A 14,703-nucleotide genomic window follows, 5' to 3' on the forward strand; every position below is an offset into this window, starting at 1 on the left:
CGCGCTCAAGCGGCGCGGAAGCGGATCACGCCGTCGTCGCCGGTTGCGCGCACCAGCTCGCCGCGGTGCCACAGGCAGTGCAGGTGGGCCAGCGACTCGCCCATGGCGAAGGTCATCTGGTGGATGTCGAACTGGCGCTTGAAGATCACGCTGACGATGTCGTGCGCGCTGCAGGGTTTCTCGCGGCACGCCTCCAGCGTTTCGGCGAGGCGGTCGGCATGGTGTTCGCGCAGCTGCATGATGCGGGTATGCAGGTTGCGGAACGGACGGCCGTGCGACGGCAGGATCAGCACGTCCTGCGGCAGCGGCTCGTACTTGCCGAGCGAGTCCAGGTAGAGCTGCAGCGAATTGGCCTCGGGCTCCATGTCGAACACGCTGACATTGGTCGAGATGCGCGGCAGCACCATGTCGCCGGAGATCAGCACATTGGTGGCGGCGTTATGCAGCGCCACGTGCTCGGGCGAATGGCCGAAGCCGGTGATCACGCGCCAGCCGGAGGTCGCCGCGTCGGTGCCGATGCGCACCGTGTCGCCTTCCATCAGGCGGCGATATTGGGTCGGCAGGTCGGGCACCAGCGACGGGTAGTAGGTCTTGCGCGCGCGCAGCTTTTCCTGGCTGTCGGGATCGGTCAGGCCGTGCAGCGCGAAATGCGCGGCGGCCGCCTCGCCGCCGGCGCTGGAGCCGGCCCCGGTGCCGCTGCCCATCACCCGCGCGCTCATGTAGTCGCCCAGGCTCATCCACAGGCGCACGTCGAAACGCCGGCACAGCCAGTGCGCCAGGCCGACGTGGTCGGGGTGGCTGTGCGTGACCAGCACGCGCACCACCGGCAGGCCTTCCAGCTCGTTGGCGAAGATGGTTTCCCAGTGCGCCTTGATGGTGTCGTTGGTGATGCCGCAGTCGACGATGGTCCAGCCCTCGCGTCCGTCCAGGCGGTCGCGCAGCAGCCACAGGTTGATATGGTCGAGCGCGAACGGCAGCGGCATGCGCAGCCAGTAGACGCCGGGCGCGACTTCCTGCTTGGTGCCGGGCGCCGGCATGGTATCGCCGAACGGGTATTGGAGCTGGTGTTCGAGTGCGTTCATGAGGAGTCTCGTGGTCGAAGCCTGGCGGCGGGGCGCGGGCTTTCTCGTTCTGCCGGCACGTCCCCATGGTGCGCGAGGGGGCCGTGCAAGCACCGGTTGCCAGCCGATCTGGTTGACGCTAACGTAAACGTCAATCATACGGTTCGTTTCCATCTTAAGCGAAAACTTGACTTCGCAACGAACGACCGTTCACTTTCTTTGGTCAGGCCATGTCAGCGACGCCAGCGGCGGCTTCCGCCACCTACACCATTACCGATCTCGCGCGTGAGTTCGACGTCACGCCGCGTGCCATCCGCTTCTACGAGGACCAGGGCCTGCTATCGCCCCAGCGCGAAGGGCCGGGCGGACGCAAGCGGATCTACAACGGCCGTGAGCGGACCCGGCTCAAGCTGACGCTGCGCGGCAAGAGGTTGGGGCTTACTCTCAACGAGATCCGCGAGATCCTTGATCTGTATGAATCGCCGCGCGATACCGCGCCGCAACTGGACCGGTTCCTGGTCGCGCTCGCCGCCCACCGCCGTACGCTCGAGCGCCAGATGGAAGACCTGCAGGCGCAGCTGGCCGAGATCGACCAGCACGAGCGCCAGTGCAGGGCCTTGCTAGCGGCGCAGAGCGGCGACGATGCGCAGGACAAGACCCATGCCGCCTGAGCGGCACTTGTGCACGCTTCGGTGCGATCCGGCATTGACGTTTACGTAAACGTAAATAGAATAGCCGGACAGCGCGTTGGCCGTGCGCTGTCCGTCCAGACAGGCCCCACACCGGAATCCGCCATGACCGCCTCCATCGCCCATGCCGTGCCCGCTGAACCGGAACCGCTGTCCCCCGCGCGGGCCGACGCCATTGCCACCAGCTTCTCCCGCCAGGGGCTGATGCGCACCTTCGGCGCCGAGCTGGCGCGCGTGCAGCGCGGCGAGGTCGAGCTGGCGATGCCGTGGTCCGAGGGCGTGACCCAGCAGCACGGCTTTTTCCATGGCGGCGTGGTCGGCGCGCTGGCCGACAGCGCTTGCGGCTATGCCGCGCTGACGCTGGTTGGCGAAGAGGAGGCGGGCCTGACCGCCGAGTACAAGATCAACCTGCTGTCCCCCGCCCAGGGCGAACGCCTGGTGGCGGTGGGGCGGGTGCTCAAGCCCGGGCGCACGCTGATCGTGGCGCAGGGCGATGTCTACGTCGAGCAGGAAGGCCGCCGCAAGCCGGTGGCGACCATGCTGATGACGCTGTGCGTGGTCAAAACGCTGGGCCACGTCTGAACCGATCGATCCGGCAACCCCGGAACCACCCGACACACCGATTCCAACAGGAGACCATCATGACTGAATTGCCAGGCCTGAAATTCGATCTGGGCGAAGACATCGAAATGCTGCGCGGCGCCGTGCGCGACTGGGCCCAGGCCGAACTGGCCCCGCGCGCCGGCGAGATCGACCGCACCGACCAGTTCCCGATGGACGCCTGGAAGAAGATGGGCGACCTCGGCGTGCTCGGCATTACCGTGGCCGAGGAATACGGCGGCGCCAACATGGGCTACCTGGCCCACATGATTGCGATGGAGGAAATCAGCCGCGCCTCGGCCTCGGTAGGGCTGTCGTACGGCGCGCATTCCAACCTGTGCGTGAACCAGATCCACCGCAACGGCACGGCCGCGCAGAAGGCGAAGTACTTGCCGAAGCTGGTGTCGGGCGAATGGATCGGCGCGCTGGCGATGAGCGAGCCCAACGCCGGCTCTGACGTGGTCAGCATGAAGCTGCGCGCGCAGCTGAAGGGCGACCGCTACGTGCTGAACGGCACCAAGATGTGGATCACCAACGGCCCGGACTGCGACGTGCTGGTGGTCTACGCCAAGACCGAGCCCGAGCTGGGCGCGCGCGGCATGACCGCCTTTATCGTCGAGAAGGGCATGAAGGGCTTCTCGGTGGCGCAGAAGCTGGACAAGCTGGGCATGCGCGGTTCGCACACCGGCGAGCTGGTGTTCGAGGACGTGGAAGTGCCGGTCGAGAACATCCTGGGTGCCGAGAATGGCGGCGCGAAAGTGCTGATGAGCGGCCTGGACTACGAGCGCGCGGTGCTGTCGGGCGGCCCGGTCGGCATCATGCAGGCGTGCATGGACGTGGTCACGCCGTATATCCACGACCGCAAGCAGTTCGGCCAGAGCATCGGCGAATTCCAGCTGATCCAGGGCAAGGTGGCCGACATGTACACCACGCTGCAGGCGGCGCGCAGCTACCTGTACACGGTCGGCAAGAACCTCGACGCGCTCGGCAGCGACCACGTGCGCCAGGTGCGCAAGGACTGCGCCGCGGTGATCCTGTACACCGCGGAAAAGGCGACCTGGATGGCGGGCGAGACCGTGCAGATCCTGGGCGGCAACGGCTATATCAACGAGTACCCGGCCGGGCGCCTGTGGCGCGACGCCAAGCTGTACGAGATCGGCGCCGGCACCTCGGAGATCCGCCGCATGCTGATTGGGCGCGAGCTGTTCGCGGAAACGATGTAACGGAGCGCGGGGACGCCGGAATCACCTCCGGCATCCCCGGACATCCGGGGCCCTGGCCCCGAACCCATTTACAATCTCACTACCCGTCGCAAGACCGTCAAGCAGTCGTCCCCCGTCGACCCATGTCCCACTTCCCCAAACTGCTCTCCTCGCAGATTGCCTACGATGTGGCGAGAACGATGCTCGACGGGTTCGACAAGCACTACCGCCTGTTCCGCGAGGTCAGCCACCAGGCCAAGCTGAAGTTCGAGGCCGGCGACTGGCACGGGCTGCAGCAGATCCAGCGCGACCGCATCGCGTTCTACAACGAGCGCGTGCGCGAATCCAGCGTGATCCTGGAAGACGAGTACGACGCCGAGAACATCGAGGACGAGATCTGGCAGCAGATCAAGCTGCACTACATCGGGCTGCTGACCAACCACCACCAGCCCGAGCTGGCCGAGACCTTCTTCAACTCGGTCTGCACGCGCATCCTGCACCGCTCGTACTTCAACAACGACTTTATCTTCGTGCGCCCGGCGATCTCGACCGAGTACATCGAGAACGAGGAATCGCCGACGCGCCCGACCTTCCGCGCCTACTACCCGGGCAGCCGCGACGGCATGGCCGCGTGCTTCGAGCGCATCGTCCACAACTTCCAGCTGGAGCGCCCGTTCGAGGACCTGCAGCGCGACATCGGCTACGTGGTGCGCGCCGTCGGCGAGCATTTCGGCGACTTCCGCATCGCGCCGAATTTCCAGATCCATACGCTGTCGTCGCTGTTCTTCCGCAACAAGTCGGCCTTCATCATCGGCCGCATCCTGAACGGCGACCGCACCTTCCCGCTGGCGATCCCGATCGTGCACGGCCCTTCGGGCAAGCTGGTGCTCGACACCGTGCTGCTGAAGAAAGAGCAACTGCTGATCCTGTTCTCGTTCACGCACTCCTACTTCATGGTCGACATGGAGATCCCGTCGGCCTACGTGACCTTCCTGCGCGACATCATGCCGCGCAAGCCGCGCGCGGAAATCTATACCTCGCTGGGCTTGCAGAAGCAGGGCAAGAACCTGTTCTACCGCGATTTCCTGCACCACCTGCAGCATTCGTCGGACAAGTTCATCGTCGCGCCCGGCATCCGCGGGCTGGTGATGCTGGTGTTCACGCTGCCGTCGTACCCGTACGTGTTCAAGGTGATCCGGGACTTTTTCCCGGCGCCCAAGGAAACCACGCGCGAACTGGTCAAGTCGAAGTACCAGCTGGTCAAGCAGCACGACCGCGTCGGCCGCATGGCCGATACGCTGGAATACTCCGACGTGGCCTTCCCGCTGTCGCGCTTCGACGATGCGCTGGTGCGCGAGTTCGAGCAGCACGCGCCGTCGATGATCGAATACCAGCGCGCCAAGGACGGCGGCGAAGAGATCGTGGTACGCCACGTCTATATCGAGCGCCGCATGACGCCGCTGAACATCTACCTGCAGGAAGGCTCCGACGCGCAGGTCGAGCACGGCGTGATCGAATACGGCAACGCGATCAAGGAGCTGATCGCCGCGAACATCTTCCCGGGCGACATGCTGTACAAGAACTTCGGCGTCACGCGCCACGGCCGCGTGGTGTTCTACGACTACGACGAGATCGAGTACCTGACCGACTGCAACATCCGCCACGTGCCGCAGCCGCGCAACGAGGAAGAGGAGATGTCGGGCGAAGTCTGGTACACCGTGCGTCCGCACGACATCTTTCCCGAGACCTTCCGCACCTTCCTGCTGGGCGATGCGCGCGTCGGCGCGGCGTTCCTGCGGCACCATGCGGATTTTTTTGACCCTGCCATGTGGCAGAGCCACAAGGACCGGCTGCTGGCCGGACATGTCCATGACTTTTTTGCCTATCACCCTGCCGAGCGATTCATCAACCGCTACGGCGCTGTCCCTGAACTGCCTGCCGCCGACCCTGCAAGGAGAGTCGCATGAATGACGCCATCGCCCAGCTGTTCCGCAACAACCGCGACTGGGTCGACCGCGTCAATGCGGAAGACCCCGCCTTCTTCACCCGGCTGGCCAACCAGCAGGCGCCGGAATACCTGTGGATCGGCTGCTCCGATTCGCGCGTGCCGGCCAACCAGATCCTGGGGCTGGCGCCGGGCGAGGTGTTCGTCCACCGCAATATCGCCAACGTGATCGCGCACAGCGACCTGAACGCGCTGTCGGTGATCCAGTTCGCGGTGGAAGTGCTCAAGGTGCGCCATATCACGGTGGTGGGCCACTACGGCTGCGGCGGCGTCAAGGTCGCGCTCAAGCGCGAGCGCATCGGCCTCGCCGACAACTGGCTGCGCCATGTGCGCGACGTGGCCGACAAGCACGAGTCCTACCTCGGCACCATCCTGCGCGAGGAAGACGCCCATACCCGGCTGTGCGAGCTCAACGTGATCGAGCAGGTCAACAACGTGTGCCAGACCACCGTGATCCAGGACGCCTGGGCCCGCGGCCAGGTCATCACCGTGCACGGCTGGATCTACGGCGTGTCCGACGGCCTGCTGCGCGACCTCGGCATGGCCGCCAGCAACAACGACGAGCTGCACGAGCAGCTGGCCGCGGCCTACCGCCAGTACGGCGAGCCGCCGCAGGCGTCGATTCGCTGAACTGAAGCTCTCATGCCATACAACTTAATGATGGCGCCAAAAACTTCGTCGTCCCCGCGAAGGCGGGGACCCAGCGACTTTGTCCCCGAAGGGGACGTGAAAGACGCTGGATTCCCGCTTTCGCGGCAATGACGGTGGTGATTTACGTTGCACACAAAGCCAGGAGACCCGACATGGAAGAGATCGTCATCGTTTCAGCCGCGCGCACGCCGATGGCTGCGTTCCAGGGCGAATTCGCCAGCGTCACCGCGCCGCAGCTTGGCGCCGCCGCCATCCGCGCGGCGGTCGAGCGTGCCGGCCTGAAGCCCGAGCAGGTCGAAGAAGTGGTGTTCGGCTGCGTGCTGCCCGCCGGCCAGGGCCAGGCGCCGGCACGCCAGGCCGCGCTGGGCGCGGGCTTGCCGCTGAGCGTGGGCTGCACCACCGTCAACAAGGTGTGCGGCTCGGGCATGCGCGCGGCCATGACCGTCTATGACGGCCTGGTCGCGGGCTCGTTCGACGTCGCCATTGCCGGCGGCATGGAGAGCATGACCAACGCGCCGTACCTGATCCCGAAGGGCCGCGGCGGTTATCGCATCGGCCACGGCATGATCTACGACCACATGATGCTGGACGGCCTGGAAGACGCCTACGACAAGGGCCGCGCCATGGGCACCTTCGGCGAGGACTGCGCCGCCAAGTACGGCTTCACGCGCCAGCAGCAGGACGAATTCGCGATGGAAAGCGTGCGCCGCGCGCAGCAGGCCACCGAGAACGGCGATTTCCGCTGGGAGATCGCGCCGGTGACGGTATCGGGCAAGGGCGGCGACACGGTGATCGATACCGACGAAGGCCCGCGCCGCATCAAGCTCGACAAGATCCCGTCGCTCAAGCCTGCGTTTGCCAAGGACGGCACCATCACCGCCGCCTCGTCGTCATCGATCAACGACGGCGCCTCGGCGCTGGTGATGATGCGCGCCTCCACCGCGAAAGCGCTGGGCCTGCAGCCGATCGCCCGCATGCTGGGCCACACCACCCATGCGCAGGCGCCGGGCTGGTTCACCACCGCGCCGGTGGAGGCCATCGCCAAGCTGTACCGCAAGCTGGACTGGAACACCGACAGCGTCGACCTGTTCGAGATCAACGAGGCCTTTGCGGTGGTGCCGATGGCCGCCATGCACGACCTCAAGATCCCGCGCGACAAGGTCAACATCCACGGCGGCGCCTGCGCGCTGGGCCACCCGATCGGCGCCTCGGGCGCGCGCATCATGACCACGCTGATCGGCGCGCTGCGCAAGACCGGCGGCAAGCGCGGCGTGGCGAGCCTGTGCATCGGTGGCGGTGAAGCAACGGCGGTGGGGATCGAGATCCTGTAACGCGGGCTCCGCTCACCGCTTGTTTTCCCCCTCTCCCGCAAGCGGGAGAGGGAGTAAGACCAAGGCAGTTTGCTGAACCCGCAGCCGGCGTTACCGGACGCCGGCCAGTTCCAGAAAGGAGGCCCACCCTTGCCAACCGCCCTGATCCTCGGTGCCTCGCGCGGCATCGGCCTTGAATTCGTGCGCCAGTACCGTGCCGACGGCTGGCGCGTCATCGCGGCGGCGCGCACGCCCGAAGGCGTCGGTGCCCTGCAGGCGCTGGGCGCCGAGGCGCACCAGGCCGACCTGTCCGATGCCGGCGCGGTGGCAGGCCTGGGCTGGAAGCTCGATGGCGAGGCGCTCGACGTGGCGGTCTACAACGCCGGGGTGATGGGGCCGCGCACCGAAAGCGCGCAGCCGGTCACGCCGCCGGAGTTCGACCGCGTCATGCATGTCAACGTGCTCGGGCCGATGATGGCGCTGCCCTTGCTGCTGCCCTATGTCGAGGCCGGGCAGTCCGGTCATGGCGGGGTGCTGGCGGTGCTGTCCTCGCGCATGGGCAGCATCGGCGCGATGGAGCACAGCACCAGCTGGCTGTACCGCGTCAGCAAGGCGGGCGCCAACGCCGCGCTGCGCGCGGTGGCGCTGGATGCGCGTCACGCCACCTGTGTCGCCCTGCACCCGGGCTGGGTCAAGACCGACATGGGCGGCCAGGAAGCCGACCTGACCGTGCAGCAGAGCGTCAAGGGCATGCGCCAGGTGCTGGCCAGCGTCAAGCGGCGCGACAACGGCACCTTCCACAACTACGACGGCACGCCCATCCCCTGGTAAGGGCGCCCGCACACCTGAACCCAGAACCGACATGCTGCTGACCCCCGAACAGGAAATGATCCGCGACGCCGTGCGGCAGTTCGCGCAGGAAGTGATCGCGCCGCAGGCCGCGCAATGGGACCGCGACAAGACCTTTCCCAAGGACGTGCACCGCGAGCTGGCGGCGCTGGGCGCCTACGGCGTGGCGGTGCCGGAGCAGTATGGCGGCGCCGGCCTCGATTACCTGTCGCTGGCGCTGATCCTGGAAGAGATCGCGGCCGGCGACGGCGGCACCTCCACCGTCATCAGCGTCAACAACTGCCCGGTATGCAGCATGCTGATGTCGTTCGCCAGCGAGGCGCAGAAGCAGCAGTGGCTAGTGCCGCTGGCGCGCGGCCAGATGCTGGGCGCGTTCTGCCTGACCGAGCCGCACGTGGGCTCCGATGCCGCGGCGCTGCGCACCACGGCTGTCCGCGACGGCGACCACTACGTGCTCAACGGCGTCAAGCAGTTCATCACCAGCGGCCAGAACGCCGACGTGGCGATCGTGCTGGCGGTGACCGACAAGGCTGCCGGCAAGCGCGGCATCAGCGCCTTCATCGTGCCGACCTCGACCCCCGGCTACGTGGTGGCGCGGCTCGAGGACAAGCTCGGCCAGCATTCCTCTGACACCGCGCAGATCCTGTTCGAGGATTGCCGCGTGCCGGCCGCCAACCTGCTCGGCGACGAGGGCGGCGGCTACAAGATGGCGCTGTCGGGGCTGGAGGGCGGCCGCATCGGCATCGCCTCGCAGAGCATCGGCATGGCGCGCGCCGCGTTTGAAGCGGCCCTTGCGTATGCCAAGGAACGCGAGAGTTTCGGCCAGCCGCTGTTCCAGCACCAGGCGGTGCAGTTCCGCCTGGCCGAGATGGCCACCCGCATCGACGTCGCGCGCCAGATGGTGTGGCACGCCGCCGCGCTGCGCGATGCCGGCCGCCCGTGCCTGAAGGAAGCGGCGATGGCCAAGCTGTTCGCCAGCGAGATGGCCGAGCGGGTCTGCTCCGACGCGATCCAGGTGTTCGGCGGCTACGGCTATGTCAGCGACTTTCCGGTCGAGCGCATCTACCGCGACGTGCGCGTGTGCCAGATCTACGAGGGCACCAGCGACATCCAGAAGATCCTGATCGCGCGCGCGCTGGCCTAGCGCCGCCATTTGCGCGTACGATGGGCAGGCGTGCCGCGCCGGCGTCACGTCTTCCCGCATCCGGACCTGCCACCACAAGAATAGGGCCCCCGACATGACCGCAGCGATCGACTTCTACTTTGATTTCTCTTCGCCGTACGGCTACTTCGCCAGCACCCGTATCGACGACCTGGCGCAGAAGTACGGGCGCAACGTCGCCTGGCATCCGATCCTGCTGGGCGTGGTGTTCAAGACCACCGGCGCGTCGCCGCTGCCGCAGCTGCCGCTCAAGGGCGACTACAGCTGGCGCGACTTCGAGCGCACCGCGCGCTTCCACGGCATCGACTACAAGCGCCCCACGCATTTCCCGCTGCCGACCACGCATGCCGCGCGCGCCATGCTGTGGCTGCAGAACCATCACGGCGACGACCTGGCCGCGGCCTTCGCCAGGTCGGTGTACCGCGCGCTGTTCGTCGACGACATCAACATCGCCGAGCCGGCCGAGATCATGAAGCTGGCCGAGCCGCTGGGCGTGGACGTGCAGGCGCTCGATGCCGGCGCCACCAGCTACCAGATCAAGGACCAGCTCAAGGCCGAGATCGAGGTGGCGATGGCCAAGGGCGTGTTCGGCTCGCCCTTCGTCATCGTCGACGGCGAGCCGTTCTGGGGCTTCGACCGCTTCGACCAGATCGAGGCCCACCTGAAGAGCCGCCGCCAGACCGAGCTCCGCGCCGTGCCCAACCCCGATACCAAGGAAAAGAAACCCGCATGACTGCAGCAACCCCCGGCCATTCCGGCCGCTTCGATTGTGTGATCTTCGATTGCGACGGCGTGCTCGTCGACAGCGAGCCCATCGTCAACCGCGTGCTCAACCAGATGCTGAACGAGCTCGGCATCGAGATCTCGCTGGAAGACTCCACGCGCCTGTTCCTGGGCCGCGCGGTGCGCGAAGAGCTCGACATGATCGAACGCATGCGCGGCGCGCCGCTGCCCGAGAACTGGCTGTCGACCTGGCTGGCGCGCCGCAACGCCGTGCTGGAAGAAGAGGTCGCGGCGGTGGCGCATGTGCGCGAGGCGATCCGCGCGGTCGCCGCCACCGGCATGCCGGTGTGCGTGGCGTCGGGCGCGGACCGCGTCAAGGTCAAGCTGCAGCTGACCAAGACCGGGCTGGTCGAGCTGTTCCAGCAGGACCAGCGCGAGCATATCTTCTCGGCCACCGAGGTGGCGCGCAGCAAGCCCGCGCCGGACGTGTACCTGCTGGCCGCTCGCACCATGGGCGTCGAGCCCGCGCGCTGCGCCGTGGTTGAAGACAGCCCGACTGGCGTGACCGCGGGCGTGGCGGCCGGCATGACGGTGTTCGGCTATGCCGCGCGCAACGACGCCGCGCAGCTGCGCGAGGCCGGCGCGCGCACCATCTTCACCGATATGCGCGAACTGCCGGAGCTGGTGGGATGACGGCGAAAGCGGCAGGCCGCCTGCCCAAGGCTGGACCGGTGCCGTGCCCGTGCGGCAGCGCGGACTATGCCGCCTGCTGCGGCCGCTTCCATCGTGGCGAGGCCCTGCCGCCCAATGCCGAGGCGCTGATGCGCTCGCGCTACAGCGCCTATGTGCTGAACGACATGGAATGGCTGCGCCAGACCTGGCATGCATCCACCTGCCCGGCCGACCTGGTGCCCGACACCGCGACGCGCTGGCTGGGCCTGGCGGTCAAGGCGCATGCGCAGCAGGACGACACGCATGCCGAAGTGGAATTCGTGGCGCGCTACAAGGTCGGCGGGCGCGCCTGGCGGCTGCATGAGCGCAGCCGCTTTGTGTGCGAGGCGCGCGCCCCGGGCGAGGCGCCGCGCTGGCTTTATGTGGATGGCGACATCATCGGGGAGAGACCATGAGCATCGACAAGCAGAACGAGCCCGAGTACCTGCTGTATTGCTTCGCCCAGTCCGGCAACGCCTACAAGGTGGCACAGCTGCTGGAAACCGTCGGCGTGCAGCGCGGCCAGTCGTTGTGGCGCGCGCGCTTCGTCGATTTCTTCAACGGCGAGACCCGCACCCCGGAATACCGCGCCATCAACGTGATGGGCGAGGTGCCGGTGCTGGAATTCGGCGGCCAGCGCCTGTCGCAGTCCGGCGCCATCCTCGAGACGCTGGCCGCGCGCCTGGATGCGTTCGTCCCGCGCAACGAAGCCGAGCGCGCCGAGGTGCTGCGCTGGCTGCTGTTCGACAACCACAAGTTCACCTCGTACACCGCCACCTACCGCTTCATGCGCACCTTCGCCAGGTCGCCCGACCCGGCCGTGCTGGAGTTCTTCCGCGCGCGCTGCGAAGGCGCGTGGAACGTACTGAACGCGCACCTGGACGGACGCGACTTCGTGCTGGGCGAGCGCGCCACCATCGCCGATTTCTCGCTGGCGGGCTACGTCTTCTTCGATGACGAGATCGGCGTGCACTGGCGCAAGGAATATCCGCATATCCACGCGTGGACCGAGCGCTTCCGCGCCTTGCCGGGCTGGAGGCATCCCTATGAGCTGATGCCCGGGCACCCGTTGCCCAAGGCAGCCGGCTGAGGCCGGCCGCGGCAGGACGGCGGCAGGCGGCGCACAACCCTATCTGGCAAGAGACTCCGAGATGCCCACGCTCGCAAGCAAACTGAACGCCCGCTCCGAATCCTTCAAGGCCAATGCCGAGTCCATGCGGGCGCTGGTGGCCGACCTCAAGGAAAAGATCGCCAAGCTGGCCGAAGGCGGCGGCGCGGCCGCGCGCGACAAGCACCTGGCGCGCGGCAAGCTGCTGCCGCGCGAACGCGTTCAGCAGCTGCTCGATCCCGGCACGCCGTTCCTCGAGCTGTCGCAGCTGGCCGCGTACGACATGTACGACGATGCCGCGCCCGGCGCCGGCATCATCACCGGCATCGGCCGCGTGGCCGGGCAGGAATGCGTGATCGTCTGCAACGACGCCACCGTCAAGGGCGGCACGTATTACCCGATGACGGTCAAGAAGCATGTGCGGGCGCAGGAGATCGCCGAGGAGAACCACCTGCCGTGCATCTACCTGGTCGATTCCGGCGGCGCCAACCTGCCCAACCAGGACGAGGTCTTCCCCGACCGCGACCACTTCGGCCGCATCTTCTACAACCAGGCCAACCTGTCCAAGCGCGGCATCCCGCAGATCGCGGTGGTGATGGGCTCGTGCACCGCGGGCGGCGCCTACGTGCCGGCGATGAGCGACGAGTCGATCATCGTCAAGAACCAGGGCACCATTTTCCTGGGCGGCCCGCCGCTGGTGAAGGCCGCCACCGGCGAGGAAGTCAGCGCGGAAGACCTCGGCGGCGCCGACGTGCATACGCGGCTGTCCGGCGTGGCCGACTATTTCGCGCAGAACGACCATCATGCGCTGAGCCTGGCGCGCAATATCGTGCAGCACCTGAACCGGCGCAAGCCGGACCAGATCCGCCTGCACGAGCCGGTCGAGCCGCTGTACCCGGTGGAAGAGCTGTATGGCGTGATCCCGACCGATACGCGCAAGCCGTACGACGTGCGCGAGGTGATCGCGCGCCTGGTCGACGGCTCCGAGTTCGACGAGTTCAAGGCCCGCTACGGCACCACGCTGGTGTGCGGCTTCGCGCGCATCTGGGGCTACCCGGTGGGCATCGTTGCCAACAACGGCATCCTGTTCTCGGAGTCGGCGCTCAAGGGCGCGCACTTTATCGAGCTGTGCTGCCAGCGCAAGATCCCGCTGGTGTTCCTGCAGAACATCACCGGCTTCATGGTGGGGCGCAAGTACGAGAACGAGGGCATCGCGCGCAACGGCGCCAAGATGGTGACCGCGGTGGCTACGGCGCAGGTGCCCAAGTTCACGGTGATCATCGGCGGCTCGTTCGGTGCCGGCAACTACGGCATGTGCGGGCGCGCGTATTCGCCGCGCTTTCTGTGGATGTGGCCGAACGCGCGCATCTCGGTGATGGGCGGCGAGCAGGCCGCGAGCGTGCTGGCGACGGTGCGCCGGGACGGCATCGAAGCGAAAGGCGGCCAGTGGAGCGCGCAGGAGGAAGACGCCTTCAAGCAGCCGATCCGCGACCAGTACGAGCACCAGGGCCATCCGTACTACGCCAGCGCGCGGCTGTGGGACGACGGCGTGATCGATCCCGCGCAGACCCGCACGGTGCTGGGGCTGGGCCTGTCGGCCAGCCTCAACGCGCCGATCGACGAGATGAAGTTCGGCGTGTTCCGCATGTAAGCATGTCAATCTGCGCCGACCTGATATTGCCTGACTGCTGATGCGCCGCACCGCCCGCCTGTTTCACCGCCTTGTCCTGGCCACGGCGCTTGCCGTGCTGGCGCCGCTGTGCGGCCATGCGCAGATGGCGGACGGCAACGGCCAGTCGGCGGCGCGCGTGCGCTTCCAGGAGCAGGTGGTGATGCTGCCCAAGGCCGCGATCCCGTCGCGCATCGACCTGGAAGCGACGGTGTTCAAGCCCGCCGGCGCGGGGCCGTTCCCGCTGGTGGTGATCAACCACGGCAAGGCGCCGGGGCGGCCCGGCATGCAGGGGCGCGCGCGCTTCCCGGCGCAGAGCGTGGAGTTCCTGCGCCGCGGCTACGTGGTGGTGCTGCCGATGCGGCAGGGCTTTGCGCGCTCGGGCGGTGCCTATATCGGCGGCAGCTGCGACATCGAGACCAACGGCATGATGCAGGCCGACGACGTCGTCGCCACGCTCGACTACATGGCGACGCAGCCCTATGTCGACATGGAACGCATCGTCGTGATCGGCCAGTCGCACGGCGGGCTGACCACCATGGCCTTCAGCACCATCGCCTATCCCGGCGTGCGCGGCGTGGTCAACTTTGCCGGCGGGCTGCGCAACCTGAACTGCCCCGACTGGGAAGAGCGCCTGGTCGATGCCTTCGCCGCCTATGGCAGCGCGGCGCGCTACCCCTCGCTGTGGGTCTATGGCGAGAACGACAGCTACTGGCCGGTGCCCTTGCCCGGCCGCATGTTCAACGCCTTCAAGGCGCGCGCCAGCGGGCCGGCCGCGCAGGCCCGGCTGGTCGACGTGGGCGAGTTCGGCGCCGACTCGCACCGCCTGTTCAGCGCGCGCGAAGGCATCCCGGTGTGGCTGCCGGAGGTGGGCGACTTCTTCCGCTCGCTGGGGCTGCCCTTCGATCCGGGCACCTGAGCCGCATCATCCCTATCCGCTATATGCGCCATATCCGCCAACGG

At 67.3% G+C, this 14,703-nt stretch carries 15 protein-coding genes; 14 read left to right on the plus strand and 1 reads right to left on the minus strand.

Features of this window, described 5'->3' with window-relative positions; genetic code table 11:
- Positions 1 to 5: 5 nt before the first annotated feature.
- The gene (locus tag CBM2588_RS01925; protein ID WP_115679122.1) at positions 6 to 1,082 is read right to left on the minus strand and encodes an MBL fold metallo-hydrolase; all 1,077 of its coding nucleotides are present in this window, start codon (positions 1,080 to 1,082) and stop codon (positions 6 to 8) included.
- Positions 1,083 to 1,291: 209 nt separating this feature from the next.
- Here CBM2588_RS01925 and CBM2588_RS01930 point away from each other — a divergent pair, with 209 nt between their 5' ends.
- The 14 genes from CBM2588_RS01930 to CBM2588_RS01995 all read left to right on the plus strand — a co-directional run bounded on the left by CBM2588_RS01930 (position 1,292) and on the right by CBM2588_RS01995 (position 14,659).
- On the plus strand, positions 1,292 to 1,732 hold the full coding sequence (locus tag CBM2588_RS01930) for a MerR family transcriptional regulator (protein ID WP_115679123.1): 441 nt from the start codon (positions 1,292 to 1,294) through the stop codon (positions 1,730 to 1,732).
- Between the two features lie 123 nt (positions 1,733 to 1,855).
- Positions 1,856 to 2,332, plus strand: coding sequence for a PaaI family thioesterase (locus tag CBM2588_RS01935; protein WP_115679124.1), 477 nt, complete (start codon positions 1,856 to 1,858; stop codon positions 2,330 to 2,332).
- Between the two features lie 59 nt (positions 2,333 to 2,391).
- On the plus strand, positions 2,392 to 3,573 hold the full coding sequence (locus CBM2588_RS01940; protein WP_025585460.1) for an isovaleryl-CoA dehydrogenase: 1,182 nt from the start codon (positions 2,392 to 2,394) through the stop codon (positions 3,571 to 3,573).
- A 122-nt stretch (positions 3,574 to 3,695) separates the two neighbouring features.
- The gene (gene aceK / locus CBM2588_RS01945; protein ID WP_115679125.1) at positions 3,696 to 5,519 is read left to right on the plus strand and encodes a bifunctional isocitrate dehydrogenase kinase/phosphatase; all 1,824 of its coding nucleotides are present in this window, start codon (positions 3,696 to 3,698) and stop codon (positions 5,517 to 5,519) included.
- On the plus strand, positions 5,516 to 6,187 hold the full coding sequence (gene can / locus CBM2588_RS01950; RefSeq protein WP_115679126.1) for a carbonate dehydratase: 672 nt from the start codon (positions 5,516 to 5,518) through the stop codon (positions 6,185 to 6,187). Before aceK ends, can begins: the two co-directional genes overlap by 4 nt.
- Before the next feature lie 173 nt (positions 6,188 to 6,360).
- Positions 6,361 to 7,539: an acetyl-CoA C-acetyltransferase gene (locus CBM2588_RS01955; RefSeq protein WP_115679127.1), complete on the plus strand. Its 1,179-nt coding sequence runs from the start codon at positions 6,361 to 6,363 to the stop codon at positions 7,537 to 7,539.
- A gap of 129 nt (positions 7,540 to 7,668) precedes the next feature.
- Positions 7,669 to 8,349 (plus strand): SDR family oxidoreductase, encoded by a 681-nt coding sequence (locus CBM2588_RS01960; protein ID WP_115679128.1) that lies wholly within the window; start codon positions 7,669 to 7,671, stop codon positions 8,347 to 8,349.
- 31 nt (positions 8,350 to 8,380) lie between these two features.
- Complete coding sequence (locus tag CBM2588_RS01965; RefSeq protein ID WP_115679129.1) at positions 8,381 to 9,511, plus strand: acyl-CoA dehydrogenase family protein; 1,131 nt, start codon at positions 8,381 to 8,383, stop codon at positions 9,509 to 9,511.
- A gap of 94 nt (positions 9,512 to 9,605) precedes the next feature.
- Positions 9,606 to 10,262 (plus strand): 2-hydroxychromene-2-carboxylate isomerase, encoded by a 657-nt coding sequence (locus CBM2588_RS01970; protein WP_115679130.1) that lies wholly within the window; start codon positions 9,606 to 9,608, stop codon positions 10,260 to 10,262.
- On the plus strand, positions 10,259 to 10,945 hold the full coding sequence (locus CBM2588_RS01975; RefSeq protein ID WP_115663316.1) for an HAD family hydrolase: 687 nt from the start codon (positions 10,259 to 10,261) through the stop codon (positions 10,943 to 10,945). Before CBM2588_RS01970 ends, CBM2588_RS01975 begins: the two co-directional genes overlap by 4 nt.
- Entirely contained in the window at positions 10,942 to 11,379 is a 438-nt protein-coding gene (locus tag CBM2588_RS01980) for a YchJ family protein (RefSeq protein ID WP_115679131.1), read from the plus strand. Before CBM2588_RS01975 ends, CBM2588_RS01980 begins: the two co-directional genes overlap by 4 nt.
- Entirely contained in the window at positions 11,376 to 12,053 is a 678-nt protein-coding gene (locus CBM2588_RS01985) for a glutathione S-transferase family protein (RefSeq protein WP_115679132.1), read from the plus strand. Before CBM2588_RS01980 ends, CBM2588_RS01985 begins: the two co-directional genes overlap by 4 nt.
- Positions 12,054 to 12,114: 61 nt before the next feature.
- On the plus strand, positions 12,115 to 13,722 hold the full coding sequence (locus tag CBM2588_RS01990) for a carboxyl transferase domain-containing protein (protein WP_115679133.1): 1,608 nt from the start codon (positions 12,115 to 12,117) through the stop codon (positions 13,720 to 13,722).
- Between the two features lie 40 nt (positions 13,723 to 13,762).
- Positions 13,763 to 14,659 carry a dienelactone hydrolase family protein gene (locus CBM2588_RS01995; protein ID WP_115679134.1) on the plus strand — a complete coding sequence of 299 codons (897 nt, stop codon included), beginning with the start codon at positions 13,763 to 13,765 and terminating at the stop codon, positions 14,657 to 14,659.
- Positions 14,660 to 14,703 lie beyond the last annotated feature (44 nt).

The sequence above is a fragment of the Cupriavidus taiwanensis genome, assembly GCF_900250075.1.
Lineage (GTDB): Bacteria > Pseudomonadota > Gammaproteobacteria > Burkholderiales > Burkholderiaceae > Cupriavidus > Cupriavidus taiwanensis_C.

Excerpts from the sequence above, each read along its gene's own strand:
- CBM2588_RS01940 (WP_025585460.1), top strand. The coding sequence starts at position 2,392 with ATGACTGAATTGCCAGGCCTGAAATTCGATCTGGGCGAAGACATCGAA.
- CBM2588_RS01975 (WP_115663316.1), top strand. The coding sequence starts at position 10,259 with ATGACTGCAGCAACCCCCGGCCATTCCGGCCGCTTCGATTGTGTGATC.
- CBM2588_RS01930 (WP_115679123.1), top strand. The coding sequence starts at position 1,292 with ATGTCAGCGACGCCAGCGGCGGCTTCCGCCACCTACACCATTACCGAT.
- can (WP_115679126.1), top strand. The coding sequence starts at position 5,516 with ATGAATGACGCCATCGCCCAGCTGTTCCGCAACAACCGCGACTGGGTC.
- CBM2588_RS01970 (WP_115679130.1), top strand. The coding sequence starts at position 9,606 with ATGACCGCAGCGATCGACTTCTACTTTGATTTCTCTTCGCCGTACGGC.
- CBM2588_RS01990 (WP_115679133.1), top strand. The coding sequence starts at position 12,115 with ATGCCCACGCTCGCAAGCAAACTGAACGCCCGCTCCGAATCCTTCAAG.
- aceK (WP_115679125.1), top strand. The coding sequence starts at position 3,696 with ATGTCCCACTTCCCCAAACTGCTCTCCTCGCAGATTGCCTACGATGTG.
- CBM2588_RS01980 (WP_115679131.1), top strand. The coding sequence starts at position 10,942 with ATGACGGCGAAAGCGGCAGGCCGCCTGCCCAAGGCTGGACCGGTGCCG.
- CBM2588_RS01925 (WP_115679122.1), bottom strand. The coding sequence starts at position 1,082 with ATGAACGCACTCGAACACCAGCTCCAATACCCGTTCGGCGATACCATG.
- CBM2588_RS01965 (WP_115679129.1), top strand. The coding sequence starts at position 8,381 with ATGCTGCTGACCCCCGAACAGGAAATGATCCGCGACGCCGTGCGGCAG.
- CBM2588_RS01935 (WP_115679124.1), top strand. The coding sequence starts at position 1,856 with ATGACCGCCTCCATCGCCCATGCCGTGCCCGCTGAACCGGAACCGCTG.
- CBM2588_RS01995 (WP_115679134.1), top strand. The coding sequence starts at position 13,763 with ATGCGCCGCACCGCCCGCCTGTTTCACCGCCTTGTCCTGGCCACGGCG.
- CBM2588_RS01985 (WP_115679132.1), top strand. The coding sequence starts at position 11,376 with ATGAGCATCGACAAGCAGAACGAGCCCGAGTACCTGCTGTATTGCTTC.
- CBM2588_RS01955 (WP_115679127.1), top strand. The coding sequence starts at position 6,361 with ATGGAAGAGATCGTCATCGTTTCAGCCGCGCGCACGCCGATGGCTGCG.